The 14547-nt window shown below is 58.2% G+C and carries 16 protein-coding genes, 1 pseudogene and 1 riboswitch; of the genes and pseudogenes, 7 read left to right on the forward strand and 10 right to left on the reverse strand.

The window, feature by feature from the left end; translation table 11 throughout:
* Nucleotides 1–7: 7 nt before the first annotated feature.
* Nucleotides 8–1075: a putative urea ABC transporter substrate-binding protein gene (locus M5B42_RS10580; RefSeq protein ID WP_177104722.1), complete on the reverse strand. Its 1068-nt coding sequence runs from the start codon at nt 1073–1075 to the stop codon at nt 8–10.
* A 65-nt stretch (nt 1076–1140) separates the two neighbouring features.
* Nucleotides 1141–1243: riboswitch (guanidine-I (ykkC/yxkD leader) on the reverse strand.
* A gap of 462 nt (nt 1244–1705) precedes the next feature.
* On the opposite strand from M5B42_RS10580, the gene M5B42_RS10585 reads away from it, so the two are divergent.
* On the forward strand, nt 1706–4330 hold the full coding sequence (locus M5B42_RS10585) for an EAL domain-containing protein (protein ID WP_248745762.1): 2625 nt from the start codon (nt 1706–1708) through the stop codon (nt 4328–4330).
* On the opposite strand, the gene M5B42_RS32180 is transcribed toward M5B42_RS10585, so the two are convergent.
* Nucleotides 4317–5231, reverse strand: coding sequence for an AraC family transcriptional regulator (locus tag M5B42_RS32180; protein WP_248745763.1), 915 nt, complete (start codon nt 5229–5231; stop codon nt 4317–4319). The two genes, M5B42_RS10585 and M5B42_RS32180, sit on opposite strands and share 14 nt — an antisense overlap.
* Nucleotides 5232–5332: 101 nt before the next feature.
* On the opposite strand from M5B42_RS32180, the gene M5B42_RS10595 reads away from it, so the two are divergent.
* Nucleotides 5333–6058 (forward strand): SDR family oxidoreductase, encoded by a 726-nt coding sequence (locus M5B42_RS10595; protein WP_248745764.1) that lies wholly within the window; start codon nt 5333–5335, stop codon nt 6056–6058.
* A gap of 37 nt (nt 6059–6095) precedes the next feature.
* Here M5B42_RS10595 and M5B42_RS10600 read toward each other — a convergent pair whose 3' ends face one another.
* Nucleotides 6096–6860 (reverse strand): helix-turn-helix transcriptional regulator, encoded by a 765-nt coding sequence (locus M5B42_RS10600; protein ID WP_248745765.1) that lies wholly within the window; start codon nt 6858–6860, stop codon nt 6096–6098.
* A gap of 98 nt (nt 6861–6958) precedes the next feature.
* Between M5B42_RS10600 and M5B42_RS10605 the strand changes: the two genes are divergently transcribed.
* The gene (locus M5B42_RS10605) at nt 6959–8092 is read left to right on the forward strand and encodes a multidrug effflux MFS transporter (protein ID WP_248745766.1); all 1134 of its coding nucleotides are present in this window, start codon (nt 6959–6961) and stop codon (nt 8090–8092) included.
* Between the two features lie 27 nt (nt 8093–8119).
* Here M5B42_RS10605 and M5B42_RS10610 read toward each other — a convergent pair whose 3' ends face one another.
* Nucleotides 8120–8623, reverse strand: a complete 504-nt coding sequence (locus M5B42_RS10610; RefSeq protein ID WP_248745767.1) for a hypothetical protein — start codon at nt 8621–8623, stop codon at nt 8120–8122.
* Nucleotides 8624–8701: 78 nt separating this feature from the next.
* Entirely contained in the window at nt 8702–9289 is a 588-nt protein-coding gene (locus M5B42_RS10615; RefSeq protein ID WP_248745768.1) for a TetR/AcrR family transcriptional regulator, read from the reverse strand.
* Nucleotides 9290–9550: 261 nt separating this feature from the next.
* Here M5B42_RS10615 and M5B42_RS10620 point away from each other — a divergent pair, with 261 nt between their 5' ends.
* A complete protein-coding gene (locus M5B42_RS10620; RefSeq protein ID WP_248745769.1) occupies nt 9551–10141 on the forward strand; it encodes a hypothetical protein in 591 nt (196 codons plus the stop codon).
* Between the two features lie 67 nt (nt 10142–10208).
* On the opposite strand, the gene M5B42_RS10625 is transcribed toward M5B42_RS10620, so the two are convergent.
* The 4 genes from M5B42_RS10625 to M5B42_RS10640 all read right to left on the reverse strand — a co-directional run bounded on the left by M5B42_RS10625 (nt 10209) and on the right by M5B42_RS10640 (nt 12337).
* Complete coding sequence (locus M5B42_RS10625; RefSeq protein WP_248745770.1) at nt 10209–10619, reverse strand: hypothetical protein; 411 nt, start codon at nt 10617–10619, stop codon at nt 10209–10211.
* 4 nt (nt 10620–10623) lie between these two features.
* Nucleotides 10624–11556, reverse strand: a complete 933-nt coding sequence (locus tag M5B42_RS10630; RefSeq protein WP_248745771.1) for a hypothetical protein — start codon at nt 11554–11556, stop codon at nt 10624–10626.
* On the reverse strand, nt 11557–11919 hold the full coding sequence (locus tag M5B42_RS10635; RefSeq protein WP_349292770.1) for a YkgJ family cysteine cluster protein: 363 nt from the start codon (nt 11917–11919) through the stop codon (nt 11557–11559).
* Between the two features lie 145 nt (nt 11920–12064).
* Nucleotides 12065–12337 carry a hypothetical protein gene (locus M5B42_RS10640; protein WP_248745772.1) on the reverse strand — a complete coding sequence of 91 codons (273 nt, stop codon included), beginning with the start codon at nt 12335–12337 and terminating at the stop codon, nt 12065–12067.
* 339 nt (nt 12338–12676) lie between these two features.
* On the opposite strand from M5B42_RS10640, the gene M5B42_RS10645 reads away from it, so the two are divergent.
* Nucleotides 12677–13039 carry a hypothetical protein gene (locus M5B42_RS10645; RefSeq protein ID WP_248745773.1) on the forward strand — a complete coding sequence of 121 codons (363 nt, stop codon included), beginning with the start codon at nt 12677–12679 and terminating at the stop codon, nt 13037–13039.
* Nucleotides 13040–13238: 199 nt separating this feature from the next.
* Here M5B42_RS10645 and M5B42_RS10650 read toward each other — a convergent pair.
* Nucleotides 13239–13463 (reverse strand): annotated as a pseudogene (locus M5B42_RS10650) (transposase); the annotation flags it as partial.
* 145 nt (nt 13464–13608) lie between these two features.
* Here M5B42_RS10650 and M5B42_RS10655 point away from each other — a divergent pair.
* Together M5B42_RS10655 and M5B42_RS10660 are read left to right on the forward strand one after the other, a co-directional pair.
* Nucleotides 13609–14226: a C58 family peptidase gene (locus M5B42_RS10655; protein WP_248745774.1), complete on the forward strand. Its 618-nt coding sequence runs from the start codon at nt 13609–13611 to the stop codon at nt 14224–14226.
* Between the two features lie 116 nt (nt 14227–14342).
* Nucleotides 14343–14522: a metallothionein gene (locus M5B42_RS10660; protein WP_248745995.1), complete on the forward strand. Its 180-nt coding sequence runs from the start codon at nt 14343–14345 to the stop codon at nt 14520–14522.
* Nucleotides 14523–14547 lie beyond the last annotated feature (25 nt).

Genomic DNA, 14547 nt, shown 5'->3' on the forward strand with positions numbered 1-14547 from the left:
CCTCTGCTTACAGCTTGCCGTCGACCGCCATCTGCACGTAGCCGGGGTCAAAGCGCAGCTTGAGATTGCCCTTGTCGCCGCGAGTGACCTCATGGGCGAAGCGCATGCCGACCGCGCTGCTGTCCTTGGCCGCCTGGCCAAGCAGGCCATGCTCAAAGGAGAAGCCAGAGACCTTGTCCATGGTTTTCGGCAGTTCGGGGCTGTTGACGAAGTCCAGCATCTGCTGCGGTGTACGGAACAGCTGGGTCGTCGCCAATTGCGCCTTGAAACCGGCCAGGTCGGTGCCGGAGGCCTTGGCCATATGTTCCAGGGCTGCTTCGCCGGCGGCGGACTGACTGCCCATCAAGGCCACGACTTCGAACCAGGCGCCGGTCAGGGCTTTACCCAGCGCGGGGTTATCTTTGAGCGTCTGGGTATTGACCACCATCATGTCGATGATCTCGCCAGGGATCTTGCTGGAGTCGAACACCTCGGTGACCCCCGGCTTGGCCTTGATGTCGGCGAGCATGGGATTCCAGGTCGTGACGGCCTGGACGGCGTCGGTGTTGAAGGCGGCGGAAATATCCGCGTCGGACGTGTTGACGACTTTCAGGTCCTTTTCCTGCAGATCGACGCTGTCCAGTGCGCGCGCCAGCAGGTAATGGGAGACCGAAAGTTCGACCAGGTTGACGTTCATGCCCTTGAGGTCGGCGACGGTCTTGCCGCTGCCCTTGATGACGATGCCGTCGTTGCCGTTGGAGAAGTCGCTGACCAGCAGCGCGGTGCTGTCCACGCCACCGGCGGCGGGGATGGTCAGGGCGTCCATGTTGGTCATGGTGCAGCCATCGAACTGGCCGGCGGTGTACTGGTTGATCGACTCCACGTAATCGTTGAGCTGGGTGACCTTGATGTGGATGCCGTATTTTTTGCCCCACTTGTCGACGATGCCTTGGGCTTGCGCATACTCCCAAGGCATCCAGCCCGCATAGATCGTCCAGCAGACGTTGAAATCAGTCTTGGCCGCGGCGTTGGAAGGCAGGCTGACCAGCAGGGCAATACCGGCGGCGAGGAGGGCGGATAGAAGGGGTTTTCGCATGGTAAGACTCCAGTTGAGGATGGGCGGACAGGGAGCAGCGCGACACCTGTATGAATAGGTGGTCTGTCTCCCGGGCTTTTATCCCGCCGTGTAACCTCAACTGGAGGTCGTTGGCTCTCGGACCAGTCACTCGCTTTTCAGCGAGCCGGAACCCTAGCCAACTATTTGCAAATTGTGGTGCGTCTAGCTCGCGCTACTCCTGCACGCCCTGTTCCTTGCGAGAGGCGTGCCAGATCATGGTCTTTTCTCCAACGCCAGGCTCAAGGGGGGAAAGCGGCGAGATACAGCGGATTTTCCGGGGCTGAGTTCGGTTGCTTTGCACCGCCCATCCTTGAGAGATGCTCCGGGTTGGGGCGGCTCGCACTCGATTGGGGCGATCCGGCGAGGCCGGAATATACGACGTTGTTTAAAAAACTCGGGTGTTTCACAGCGGAAATACACGAAACCGTTAAACTGACACCCCAGGAGCGGATTATATCCGTCCAGCTTGTTTTCATCGCAGTGCCTGACACGAGGTGCTTTGGGTGAGAGAGTCGTACACTCGGTTGTAAAGACAGCGTCGCGCTTCCGGTGCCTTACGTGCTCCCAAGGGCGTAGGGCGGTGATTACAGGTATACAGTGGTAAGAGAAATGGACTCTAGCGTCGGGTTGATCAGTGGCGAAGAAGCGGAGCCCTTTTTCGTGCAGACACTGGAGCAGGCAATTGATGCCGTGGTGGTCATTGATGATCACAACTGCGTGGTGTTCTTCAACGGGGCGGCCGAGCAGCTCTGGGGGTGTCCGCGCAGCGAAGTACTGGGCCAAAACGTCAATACCTTGGTGCCCCAGGCTGTCTATGCCCAGCATGACGGTTTTATCAGCGCCAACCGCGAGACCGGGGTCAACAAGATAGTCGGCAGCAGCCGGGATCTGCGTATTGTGCGCAAGGATGGCGAAGAGCGCTGGGGCTCGTTGTCCATCTCGAAAATCACCTTGCAGGGCCGCATTCTCTACGCCGCCTTTCTCAAGGACATCACCCAGGCGCGCTTGAAGGACATCGAGCACCGCTTGCTCTCGATATCCGTCAATGCCACCCGTTCGGCCACCTGTATCGCCGATGCGAATGGAGACCTCATTTATGTCAATGACGGGTTCGTTCGCTTGTTGGGCTATTCCCGTGAAGAGGTGATCGGTCAGTCACTGCTGATATTCTTTACCCCGGGTACCCAAGCCAAGGCGAATGCACAGCAGGTGCTGGAAAAGCTCCTCGGCGGTCAATCCAATGAAACCAGCGCGCTGATCGGCAAGCGCAATGGCCAACGGCTGTGGCTGCATGTTTCCTCGACGCCGGTGTTCGATGCCCGGGGCAAGGTCGAAAACATCGTGATCGTGTTGACCGACATTACCCGGACAAAGCTGCATGAGGTGTTGCAGGACAAGATCATCGGCGCGCTGTTGAAAGAGGCGTCGCTGGAGAGCGTGCTGACCTTGCTGTGTGAGGAGATTGAACACATTGCCCCCGAGGTCGCTGTTTCGATCCTCAGTGTGGACAAGAACGGAATCCTCCACCCCTTGGCCAGCCCGGGCTTGCCGCCGGATTACTCCAGGGCGATCGAGGGCCTGTCAGCCGGTCCGGCCAGTGGCTCCTGTGGCACGGCGGCCTACCGGGGCGAGCCGGTTCTGGTGACGGACATTCACCACGACCCGCTCTGGGCCGACTACAGGGCCCTGGCTCAACAGTTGGCTTTCCAGGCGTGCTGGTCGGTTCCGATCCGCAACGCCGCGGGACGGGTCGCGGCGACCTTTGCGCTCTACTTCCGGGAGTCCCGCGGACCGGATCCTCTTCATACCCATCTGGTAACGGCAGGTATCCACCTGTGCCTGCTGGCCCTGGAGCGGGAAGAGGCCCGGCAGTCCATTCTGCGATTGGCCTTTTATGATGCCCTGACCGGCTTGCCCAATCGCAATTTCCTCCTGGCCCAGGCCGAGCGGACCCTGCTTGAAGCGGCTGAAGAGCAGACCGAACTGGCGGTATTGTTTGTCGACCTGGACCGTTTCAAGCAGATCAACGATGCCCTGGGGCACGCCTCGGGGGACGAACTGCTGCAAGTCATGGCGCAACGGCTGCGCAGTGTGCTGCGGGAGTCGGACATTGTCGGGCGTTTGTCCGGGGACGAGTTCGTGTTGGTGTTGCCACGGATGGGCGCCACCCAGGTCACATTCTTTCTTGAGCGGCTGCTGCTGACCCTCAGCGTCCCGGCCACCGTTGCCGGGACTTGCGTGGTGTTGTCGGCCAGTATCGGCATCAGCCTGTTCCCCAGGGACGGGCAGGATATGGAAAGCCTGCTGCATTGCGCCGATATCGCCATGTACCAGGCCAAGCGCGTCGAACGCGGCAGCTTCAGCTTTTTTCTCGAGGAGATGAACAAGACCGCCCAGGAGCGCTTGATGCTGGAGACGGACTTGCGCAGGGCCCTGGCCGGCGATGAGCTGTATCTGGCTTATCAGCCGCAGGTGGATCTGCGCAGCGGACGTCTGGTGGGGGCCGAAGCGCTGGCGCGTTGGGTGCATCCGACGCTGGGCCCTATCGGCCCCGACCGGTTCATTCCTCTGGCCGAGGAGTGCGGGCTGATCAATGCGCTGAGTCAATGGGTGCTGGAGCAAGCGTGCGAGCAACTGGCGCAGTGGCGTCGGCAAGGGTTGGGGATTCCTTCCTTGTCGATCAACCTGTCGCCGATCAACTTCCACAATCGCAATCTGGCCGAGTTGGTCGACCGGCAATTGCAATATTGCGACTTGCAGCCGAGCGACCTGTGTGTGGAGTTGACCGAGGGCGTCTTGCTGTCCAATAGCGCCAGCACCGAGCAAACCCTCCGTGATTTGCACGCCTTGGGCGTGCGCCTGGCCATCGATGACTTTGGCACCGGCTACTCCAGCCTGGGGTATTTGCGGCGCCTGCCGATCAGCGAGTTGAAACTGGACAAGAGTTTCGTCGACGACCTGGAGCGCGATGCTTCCTGCCGTGCCCTGAGTGAGTCCGTCATAGGTATCGGCAAGGGGCTTGGCTTGCACGTGGTGGCTGAAGGCATTGAACAGATCGCCCAGCGCGACATCCTCGTGGCGCAGGGCTATGAGGTGGGGCAAGGCTATTTGTTCTCGGTCCCGCTGCCGAGTGAGGCGTTTGCACAATGGGTCATGGCGCGTGACACCGAGCGCTGCGTGGACGAAGGCAGCATGGTGATGACAGCGATCACGGACAACCTCAGCCGGCCATAAGTGGATCCGCCTCGTTCTGCGCATAACGCGTGGGCGGCAGCCCGACATGGCGGGTAAAGGCGACGCTGAACGCGCTCGCCGAGCTATAGCCGACGCGTTGTGCAATCTCCGCCAGGCCAGCTTCCTTGCGGCGTAGCAGATTCTTGGCCAGGGCCATGCGCCAGGTCAGCAGATAGGCCATCGGCGCTGTCCCCAGTGCGCGATTGAAGCGCTCGAAGAAGGCCGAGCGGGAGAGGGCGGCCTCTTTCGCCAACTGCGCAATCGTCCAGGCTTGGGTCGGGCTTTCGTGCATTCGTCTGATCGCCACGGCGAGGCGTTCGTCGGCAAGCCCGCGCAAGAGGCCGGGTGAGGTGGCGGGTCCCGCCGTGGAGCGGAGGGCCTCGATCAGCAGCACTTCCAGCAGGCGCTCCAGGATCACTTCCCGCGCCGGCCGCCGCTCGCGGGACTCTTCGCTCACCAGTTGAACCAGGGTGGTGAGTCTTTTTTCGCCGCGAACATGGATCAACCGCGGGAGCAGCGACACCAGCAAAGCCGCGTCCGGCGAGCCGAAGACGCAGTGCCCCACCAGCACCAGCACTTCGTGCGGCCCGTCTTGCACACCCAAGCGGAACCCGCCCTGGAGCTGTGCGACGGGCGCTGTCTCAACCTCCTCGGGCGGCGGCTCAAGACTCGACATCGCAAACCCCGGCGAGGAAGGAATCAGGACAAAGTCGCCGGCCTGGAGCTCGATCGGCTCGCGTCCTTCAACCGCGAGGCGGCACGTACCTTCGAGGATCACGCAGTAGAAAGGCTGCCCGGCTTCCGATCGGCGAACACGCCAGTGACCCGCGCCGCTGACGACCTTCGAGAACGGCGCGCACGGCTGGAGCAGGCTGACGACTTCCGATAACGGATCAATCACGGCAGGACTCCTGCGAATGAGATATGGACTTTCGAGTGTAGCAAGTCCGGATGCGCGGCCGTATCGTTTCCGTACCGCCTATCACCTGCAGGAAGTCATTGATGAAAACCGTTCTGATAACAGGCTGCTCATCCGGTTTCGGCCTTGAAACCGCCCGATACTTTCTCGACCACGGTTGGAAAGTCATCGCCACCATGCGCACGCCGCGCGAGGAGTTGTTGCCAAGCTCCGCGCATCTGCGTGTGCTGGCGCTCGACGTGACCGACCCGCAGAGCATCCAGCGGGTGGTAGAGGCCGCGGGCCCCATCGATGTGCTGGTCAACAACGCCGGGATTGGCATGCTCGGCGCCCTTGAGGGTACGCCGATGGACGCCGTTCGCGATATTTTCGAGACCAACACCTTTGGCACCATCGCACTGACCCAGGCACTGCTGCCCCAGTTCAGGCAGCGCAGGGCGGGCACGGTGGTGAACGTCACGTCGAGCGTGACCTTGAAGCCCCTTACGCTGCTTTCCGTGTACACCGCGAGCAAGGCGGCGATCAATGGGTTTACCGAGTCGCTGGCGCTGGAGCTTCAGCCATTCAATATCCGCGTGAGCCTGGTACTCCCGGGACGGGCGCCTGAAACACGCTTCGGTGAAAACGCGCAGGCGCGAATACTCATCCCTGAGGCGTATGCCGATCTGGCGAAGAACGTCTTTGCACAATGGGCTCAGTCGTCCGAGATCACCTTGGCGCGCGATGTGGCCGAAGCGGTGTGGCGTGCTGCCAATGACCCGGCAGCGCCGCTTCGCATTGTTGCCGGAGCGGACGCTTTGGCGTTATAGCTCCGCTAATGCGCAGGTCGTGGTGCCGCCATCTGGGTCACTTGAGCCACGCCCCCGGTGTCGTGCCGGTCAGGTCCCTGAAGAACGCAATAAACGCGCTGTCACTGGAAAAGCCCAACTCGAAGGCGCTGTAGCTGAGGCTGCGGCCGGTGGATAGCAGCTCAATGGCCCGCATCAACCGCCACTGCTGCCGCCATTGCTGATAGCTCATGCCAGTCTCGCGCTGGAAGATGCGGCCGATGGTCCGGCTGCTGGCGCCGATTTGCTGCTCGAGTACCTGAACGGTCGGTGGCAGTTGTTCGGGCATGGCCAGCAGCGGCTTCAAACGTCTGTCCTGGGGCAGCGGCAACAGCATGGGCTGGCGCACCGCGTCACGAATTTCGCTGAGGCACAGCCCCAGCAAATGAACGAATTTGCCTTGTCGCCAATCGGTGTCGAAATCGGCAATGGCGATGGGTTCCAGGACTGCCCGCAGCAGCGGCGTGACTTCGATCACGCAAACCTGTTGTGGCAGTTCGGCGCACAACTCGGCAGACAGATAAATCGATCGATAGTCCACGGTCTGCTGCATCACCGCGCGATGATTCACGCCCGCGGGGATCCAGGCGGCACGGGAGGGCGGTAGCAGGCACAGGTGCTGCGCCAGTGTGATGCGCGTGCAGCCCTGATGGGTAAACAGCAACTGGCCCCGTTGATGTTGATGGAGGCCGGAGTCGTGATCCCCCAGGGTGGACGCGATACCAATGACCGGTGCGGGGTATCGGTCGGGGTTGAAAGCGTCATGGGTGTCGAGCCAGGCCATCGATTGTCCGATTTCAATGATTAGTTGTCTGAGTCTTGATAATACGACACTTGGCACGCTTCAAACTTGCTGCCTGTTTTCTGGCGAGTGAAGCCGCGATGAAGTCTACAAAGTGGTTGGGGCCGGCGATTGCCCTGTTGATGTTCCCGCAAATCGCGCAAACCCTTTACAGCCCGGCGCTGGCGGATATCAGTCGGGCCTTTGCCGTGGGGCCGCGGCAGGCGGCGCAAACCCTGTCGGTGTACTTCCTGTCCTTCGCTTTCGGCGTGGTGGTGTGGGGGCGGCTGTGTGACCGGATCGGACGGCGGCCGGCCATGCTGTCGGGGCTGTTGTTGTACGCCATGGCGTCGATACTGGCGCTGGCTGCGCGTACCTTTGAGGCCTTGTTGGTCGCCCAGGTGCTGGCGGCATTTGGCGCGGCAGTGGGTTCGGTGGTCACGCAGACCCTGCTGCGCGACCGCTTCAGCGGTTTGGAGCTGGCGCAGGTGTTTTCGCTGGTGGGCATAGCGTTGGCCGCCAGTCCGGCACTTGGACTGTTCGGCGGGGCGAGTCTGGTGCAGGCCTTCGGTTATCGAGGCGTGCTGGGCTGTCTGTTGCTGTTGTCCCTGGGGTTGGCGCTGTGGTCTTGGCGAGCATTGCCAGAAACCCGACCGCAGCACCTGGTCACTGTCGGACTGTTCGAGACCTTGTGGCGCATGGTGCGGGACCTGGACCTCTGGCGTTCGGCGCTGTTGGTGGCGGTATTCAACATTGCCCTGTTCAGCTACTACAGCCTCGCACCGTTCATGTTTGAAAAGCTCGGTTTGAGTGGGCAACTGTTCGGTTACAGCGGCGTGGTTCTGGCCTTGGGGTCGGGTCTTGGTGCCTGGTTCAACAAACGCTTGTTGCGCCGTGGTTTTACCAGTGCCCGGTTAATCCGTGTGGCGGCGTTGTCGGGATTATCGGGTGGTGTGGGTGTGTGGCTGCTGCAGGACAGCGTGCTGTTTGTGTTGGCGATGCAACTGGTGGTGCTGGCGTTCGGCATGGCGATTCCCAATGTCCTGGGTTCGGCACTCTCGAACTATGGTGATCGATTGGGCACCGCCGGTGCGCTGTTCGGTTTGTTGTATTACTTGCTGATTGGTGTGGGGATGCTGCTGGCGGCGTGGTCCCAGGCGTTGGGCCTGACCTTGCTGGTATGCGGCTCGTTGGGATTGCTGTTGGCGCTGATGCCGAAGCAATACCGTGCTTGAGCCGCGTAACCGTCTGATGATCCCGCTTTATGTCCGTACCGAGACCTTGTTCCGCGAATAAATCTGCCGGCATTGCGCAGCAAACCCCACGATGAAAAAGCCTAGCCATACCAGCAGCGTGCTCAGCACCACGGGCGCCATCGGATGATCGGCAATCGGATGCGAGACGGGGAGGCGGGTCAGGGTTTCATTGGTGGCGGGCACGAATGACAGCAGGAAACTGAACGACAGCCCGAAGGCGCTCAAATACGGGCGAGCTCGTCCCAGGAAACTCAAGGCTGGCGCGTATGCACCTGCGAAGGCGGCAAAAAGTACAAAGAGGCCAAACGCATGCCCGGCATTTAAACCACCGGTACTGGAGACCCCAAAGGACGTGGCGACCGTGAGCGTCAAACTGATGAGGTAGAGACTGCCTGCGCGGGTCTTCGGGTCGATCTTGTAATGGCGGATAAAGCTGTAGGTGCCTGCAATCACGGGGATCAGGCTGATAACGGTATGGATGGCGCCTAAAGTCGATATGGGATGAGTCATGGCATCTATCTCTCTACTAGTTGGTTGGGTATAAGGGCAAAATAAAAGACCGGTCTTCACCAGTCTTCTCGGTACGGATCAGCGGGTTGAAGTCAGCCGGCTGATGGACAATTGAACCAGCGCCTGGAAGGTCTCGGGATCGCCGAACCCACGCGCGGCCAGCATGGCTCCATGCACGCTGGCCATGAACGCCTTTGCCTCGATCGTCGAACTGTCTTGCAAGTGAAACTGCCCCGTGGCGGCGCCCTTTTCGAGGACCGATGTGAGCCAGTCGGTCAGGTCCTGGAAATGCCCGCGAACTTCGGCCGCCACTTCGTCAGGAATCGTCGGCAGTTCGACGGCCAGCATCGCGCAAATACAGAACGGAGAGCTGCCACTACGGATACAGGTGGACCAGTAACCGACATAGGCATTGAGCTGTGCCAATGGATCGGCAACCTGCCGAGCGAGCGCCGCCAGGCCTTCCCGTGCTTGCTCGCGATACCGGGCGACCACGACGCGAACCAACTCGGCCTTGCTGGGGAAGTGGTGATGGATGGTGGCCTTGGTGATACGCACCCGTTCGGCTATATCCGCATAACTGAAGCTGTTGTAGCCCCCGACGGCCAGCAATGACTGGGCATACTCGGCGATTTCGGTCGCCTTCGGGGACAGTTCTGTGTTCATAGACAATTCCATAAAATTACCGCGCAACGCTGGATATACTCGGCCCCGTGAGAGGGGGTTGAGTCAGCCTGCTGGCTGTTGGATGGGATAAACCTACTAGTAGGTTGGTTTTCTGTCAAGCGACGGCTCCCTACGAAAGGGAAAGCCTGCGGTCGGTCAAGGGAGGCGATTTACATCTATGTATTTCTACAGGCGGCTCGCGTGGTGGTGCAAGGCATAAAGGCGTTGGGCATCGCGGCGAGCAATCGCCCTGGAGACGCCTTGACCCATGGCAATGCCGTGCTTGAGCAACGACACGCGGTGCTCAGCCAGTCGTATGTTGACGACGGCATCTTCGGCTTCGAAGGGAAGCCCTATGTAAAGGCGGTCGCCGCTGCGGCGCGGGCGTCACGAGCGGGAAACTGCGAGGAACAGGCGTGCCTCGCGTTCGATATGCTCGCCAGTACCGGGATCGCGCCGCTCGAACTGATGTCCCTGCAAAACCACGTGGGAATGGAAGGCTATCAGGGCCCTGCGGTCAGCGGCGCGATTACAGGGGTTGTGGAGGCCGATTACGCGGGCCCTGATCACGTCTTCGTCGTCTGCGGCCGAAGCGCGCAGACCAATCTGCAAGACCCCACGACCTGGAACAACGACGCCGTCATCTGTGATCCTTGGGCGAAGAGGGCCTATTTCGTGGCCGATATGGCGGACGAGATGAAGCTGATCAATCGCGTCAGCGGGGGCAGTATGTCGACCTCGCAGAAATATCGGTTTGAGGGGCAGGGGGGGGGTGAGTTGCGGGCCTTGAAAAAGAGGCTGGCAACGCGAACGTTGCCGCCTCCAGGATCAGCGTGGCGGTGGACTGCGTGAGGTCCGGTATTGCGCCGTAATCAGGCGTTGTGTCGATCACCTTCCGGATAGCCCCGGCGTGCCTGGGTCAGATCTCTATGGTCTTGATGTCCGGATCATACATCGCTCCGATAATCTCCCGTGCACCCGCAAGGGGAGACTGTTTGGTGATATCGACAATGGCGCCTATGGCCAGGCCAATCAGTTCGCTATCGCCACTTTCAATACCCTTATCCAGTCGTTCGAAAAAGCCATTTATCGTCGAGGCCCTTTCCTTGAACACATTTGAAAGGTACTGCTCAAGGATACTTCTCTGAGATTCAATCTGAGCCAGCTTGGTTTCTTTGAACGCGCAGATGGCCGTCCTTTTTGTACCTTCTACCTCGGCAATTTTTTTGTAGTCGGCCCAGGCCGAAACCAGCATATCGAAAGATTTCCCAGCAGCCTCTGTCGGGTTGATAGGAAGGTTTTTAACCAAACTCGCAACTTGTTTTTTCATGAGGTTAGTCCAGGGTCAATATGCCAGAAATAGTGCGTTTGATATCCTTGGTCGCAGCCCCATCCTGGGTAATGATTGGCACATCCAGTACCTTCTTCAAGCCCATACCCAACGCCACCATTCTTTCGAATGCGGGACGGTCACTGTCGTCATCGACCTTGATTAATTCAAAGCGTGTAACCAGTTCATTAATGGTCTTGGCCATCTCCGCAGCGTTGGACCTTATTGCCTTGAGCGCGGTTTTTAGCACTTCCATTTCAGCAATCGCAGTTTCAACTTCAGAGTCGTACTGATGGGCCTTGGTCAAGGCCTCCTCAGCCTTGCCCGCCATCATGAAGCCGCCGATGGCCAGGGCCGGTCCCAACACGATTCCGCCCAAGGCCAGCATTCCGCCAGCCATGCCGAATCCGCCCGCACTCAGTGCTCCTCCGCCCAGCCATGCCAAAGTAGCATTGGTCGCTGCGGCCCCGGAAAGCCCGGAAATGGCTGCGCCGGTGGAGGCACTGGCCAAGGCGCCAACCGAACCGTAGGCCCCGATGGCTGCCAAGGCACCACCACCAATGCCGGAGGCGAGGCCTTTTTCAATGGCCAGAGAGCTGAGCACCAATGTTTCATAGGCCTTCAGCTCATCAATGCTCAGGTCTTCATTAAAGCCTTGTAGGGTGCTTTTGGCGTTCTTCTGTTTTTTGATCGCTTCGATGAGGTGTTTTATCTGTCGAGTGAACGTATGGACTTTCAGTTCTCCCAGTGCTGCCAGCGCCGTTTGGGTTTGGGCACGAGACTCATCCAGCTTTTTTGATGCTTTTTTGTAGTTGTTCTCGGCGGCTTCACCGATTTCCTTGGCCTTGCTGAAATTGCCGGAAGCCTCGACTCCCTTGAATACTCCTGTCGCTGCCAATGCGGCGGCGGCGCCCCACAAAATAAATGGAATAGGCACTTAAGATCCCTCTTGGTTAATTAACGAAATAGATAATTCTTCTGCAGCTTGTATGTCCTTGCAGCTTTGTATATTGGCGGCGATATACTCGTCCCTGCTCATGCTGGCAGACAGAATTTGTTCATGGTAAGCGTCGATTCTGCAGATCAGAGGCCGATCCTCATAAATTTTGCAAAGATTGCTTTCACTATCAAAATTGACGCAGGTGCCATCGCCTCTATTCAAATATGAATAAACAGAAGATTTGTCCAGGTTTTTGCAGCACAGCCCGCACTTGGTACATGGAAACACAATCAGCGCTCCCGGCTGGCGCTGTGGATTTTCAGTGGTGCAGTTAAGAACAATCCCTTGCCCATGATTCACATCCTTTGTGCCGCTGCTTGCGATGACAGTCGAGGCAAAGATAGCTCAGTGCCATTATTCAGTCCACCACAACGTAGCACCGGGTTCTGAATGGCGGAACGATCAACAAAACGGGAAGCCAGCTTCCCGTTTTCACGTAGAGTTGTCAGCCGCCGATGCCGACTGTCTGCCCATCCAATACCGAGTCCATCCTCAGTTGCGCCAGCTCTATTAGATGCACCACACCCATCGCCACCTTGCGGTTTGAACCGGTTTGGTTGTCGGCGTGCTCATAGGCAGTGGCCGCAGCGGATTGCAGAATGGAGTAGACGTTGACCAGTACGTCTTCCTGATATCTAGGGTCAGGCAGATGACCATGCAACACATTATTTGGGGCGGCTTTCGAGCCTGCATCCGGACCGAGGTTATAGTGAGACAACGCCCGATCGGCTATACGAGGGTCAGGATTTTCTAGGAGATTTCGGTCAAGGGAAAGAGAGTTTTCTTGTGGATTGCTGAAATTGTCGGCTTCCGTGTCCGTGAGAAGCGGCGAGCACCATCTGAGAGCACTGTCAGATTATGTGCTGCGTGCTGTTTATTCATACACACGTAACCCTTTTCGTGCTTGAGTGGCGAGTTTGTGGTCGAAGGTTTTTGTGGGAAAAAAACCTTCTTTTTTTATGAAAAGTCTCCTGATTGAAACCAAAGCACGCTCCAGCGATTAGTAGTTAAATAGGGGGGTAGTCAAATAACAGTGTTTCTGAAGGAGCGCTAAGCTATGAGTGAAAATATGCTTGTTTCATTTCGCAATGAAGTACTTCTCAAAGGCCCAGAGTCTACATTGCCCTGCAACTTGGATGAGAGGTGGCTTGATGTGCTTTCGGCGCATATGGAACAATTTTTCGAAAGCGATGTTGATGGTGCGCTATCTCTTCCGTTGGCAGCGGTTGTCCATATTTTGTTTGCGAAGAACGGTGGTGAACCCGTAAGGGAGTCGCAGGATGAACTTATTGAACAGCTATGCAAGTATCGCTTGGAATTGGGCTTCGAAGAAATTAGGCGAAAGACGAATTTGAGCATCGAGCCTGCAAGTTTGGAAACGATTTTGACGAATCGTGATGTTTCTTTTAGCTTCAACTAGCTCAGTTGAGTGAGGGGTGGCTTGTCTCAAACATGACTCTCAATCTTGCTTACATCACACCTGTGATCGATTTGGAGGCGCGACCACCAAATATTGTCACCCATTGAAACCATGTCGGTCATTGGCTCGTCGCACTAGCGGGGGCTGGCGGCAGCAATATCAGGAAGGGTTATTCGGCCCGGTCAGCCAGAGTGCAACGCTTTTGCTCCAACTGCCGAATACTTTGCTGCTCAGGTGTCAGCGGCTTACCGATCCCGGCTTGCCCCAGTTGCTCCGATTCATACTGTTGGACCCAGCGCCGAACCGCCGAATCGACCAGATTGAGATCCCGGCAGACTTGTGAAACGGCCAACCCCTGGTCTGTGATCATTTTCACGACTTGCAGCTTGAAGCTGTCGTCGAATGTCCTGCGCTTGTCGGTCATGAAAAACTCCTCGATAGATGCATTTTCCACCTATCGGGTGTCCGGGGGAAATTAAACCACCACAAAGTCAGCTACAGTTGAGTGATCATTCACAAGGAGGTGGCGATGAGCATCACTGTCTCCTTGCTCCCTGGAGAAAGCACCTGTGTTTACATTCCCCCGAGCACACCAGAAGACGCAATGGCAAGGGCAGGGCAGCCTGCTCGATGGGTTGATCCCATACTTCGGTGGGGACAGCCTAGGCGTGTGCTTTGGTATTAGCGCGCTGTGGATCAAAATCGACGCGCCCTTTGACTGCATTAGTGCGCTACGGGACAAGAAGGAGGAGATCGAAGCTGCGCAGAAGTGGCTGACCGAAGAGATGGAACACGACCCGCTCGTTGCCTTGGACTCTATCGCAAATGAGACGATCGGGCCCAGCTCTATCCCTGGTAGGAGGTACGCCGACGGAGTCGCCAGCCACATCATCCTCGACATTCACCAGGCGAACCAAGCCCAACACTACATCGTTGCGTTCTATTACACGGGCGGTTTGCAGGGAACTGGTGGCCACGCGATTGCAGTGTCCTTCGACGAGGTGGAGATGGGTAAGATCCTCGACCCGAACTATGGTGTCGCCTCGTACCAATCGAGGACCAGCCTGTGCAACGACCTACACGGACTATTGGCGAGCTACGTCGTCCCCAGCGGGCACATTACCGAGAGCTACCTCTTGGAGTTCGACAACGAGAATGTGTTCGGTGATTTTCAGGGCGCGTCCTAGGTGTAGCCATTGTCTCCAATCGCTCTTCAGTTATGTAGGTAGCTTAGAAACACGACACTTTGTCGTACTCGATACTGAGCACGTTCACTGTCGCACAGGCCGCTCGGAAGTAATTCATAGACAGTCGGGTTTCCTATCGGCGGCGCGCGCCAAGCCCCCACTGCACCTGCAAGGTTGGCGAGCATGCGGTCGTGCGTCATAAACACTACTGCTGCCAGGCCTGCGCCGACCATCACCCGAATGGTGAGCCTTGCACTGCCTCCGCCAAATGCTACTGTGCTGACAATCCCAGGTAGAGGTTCTATCGCCTTCCCTGGAGTA

This window comes from Pseudomonas sp. MWU12-2037, from assembly GCF_023242345.1.
Lineage (GTDB): Bacteria > Pseudomonadota > Gammaproteobacteria > Pseudomonadales > Pseudomonadaceae > Aquipseudomonas > Aquipseudomonas gingeri_D.

What these genes read in the sequence shown, in the direction of transcription:
- M5B42_RS10645 (WP_248745773.1), top strand. Translation starts at nt 12,677, where the DNA reads ATGAGTGAAAATATGCTTGTTTCATTTCGCAATGAAGTACTTCTCAAA.
- M5B42_RS10605 (WP_248745766.1), top strand. Translation starts at nt 6,959, where the DNA reads ATGAAGTCTACAAAGTGGTTGGGGCCGGCGATTGCCCTGTTGATGTTC.
- M5B42_RS10580 (WP_177104722.1), bottom strand. Translation starts at nt 1,075, where the DNA reads ATGCGAAAACCCCTTCTATCCGCCCTCCTCGCCGCCGGTATTGCCCTG.
- M5B42_RS10615 (WP_248745768.1), bottom strand. Translation starts at nt 9,289, where the DNA reads ATGAACACAGAACTGTCCCCGAAGGCGACCGAAATCGCCGAGTATGCC.
- M5B42_RS10595 (WP_248745764.1), top strand. Translation starts at nt 5,333, where the DNA reads ATGAAAACCGTTCTGATAACAGGCTGCTCATCCGGTTTCGGCCTTGAA.
- M5B42_RS10625 (WP_248745770.1), bottom strand. Translation starts at nt 10,619, where the DNA reads ATGAAAAAACAAGTTGCGAGTTTGGTTAAAAACCTTCCTATCAACCCG.
- M5B42_RS10600 (WP_248745765.1), bottom strand. Translation starts at nt 6,860, where the DNA reads ATGGCCTGGCTCGACACCCATGACGCTTTCAACCCCGACCGATACCCC.
- M5B42_RS10610 (WP_248745767.1), bottom strand. Translation starts at nt 8,623, where the DNA reads ATGACTCATCCCATATCGACTTTAGGCGCCATCCATACCGTTATCAGC.
- M5B42_RS10585 (WP_248745762.1), top strand. Translation starts at nt 1,706, where the DNA reads ATGGACTCTAGCGTCGGGTTGATCAGTGGCGAAGAAGCGGAGCCCTTT.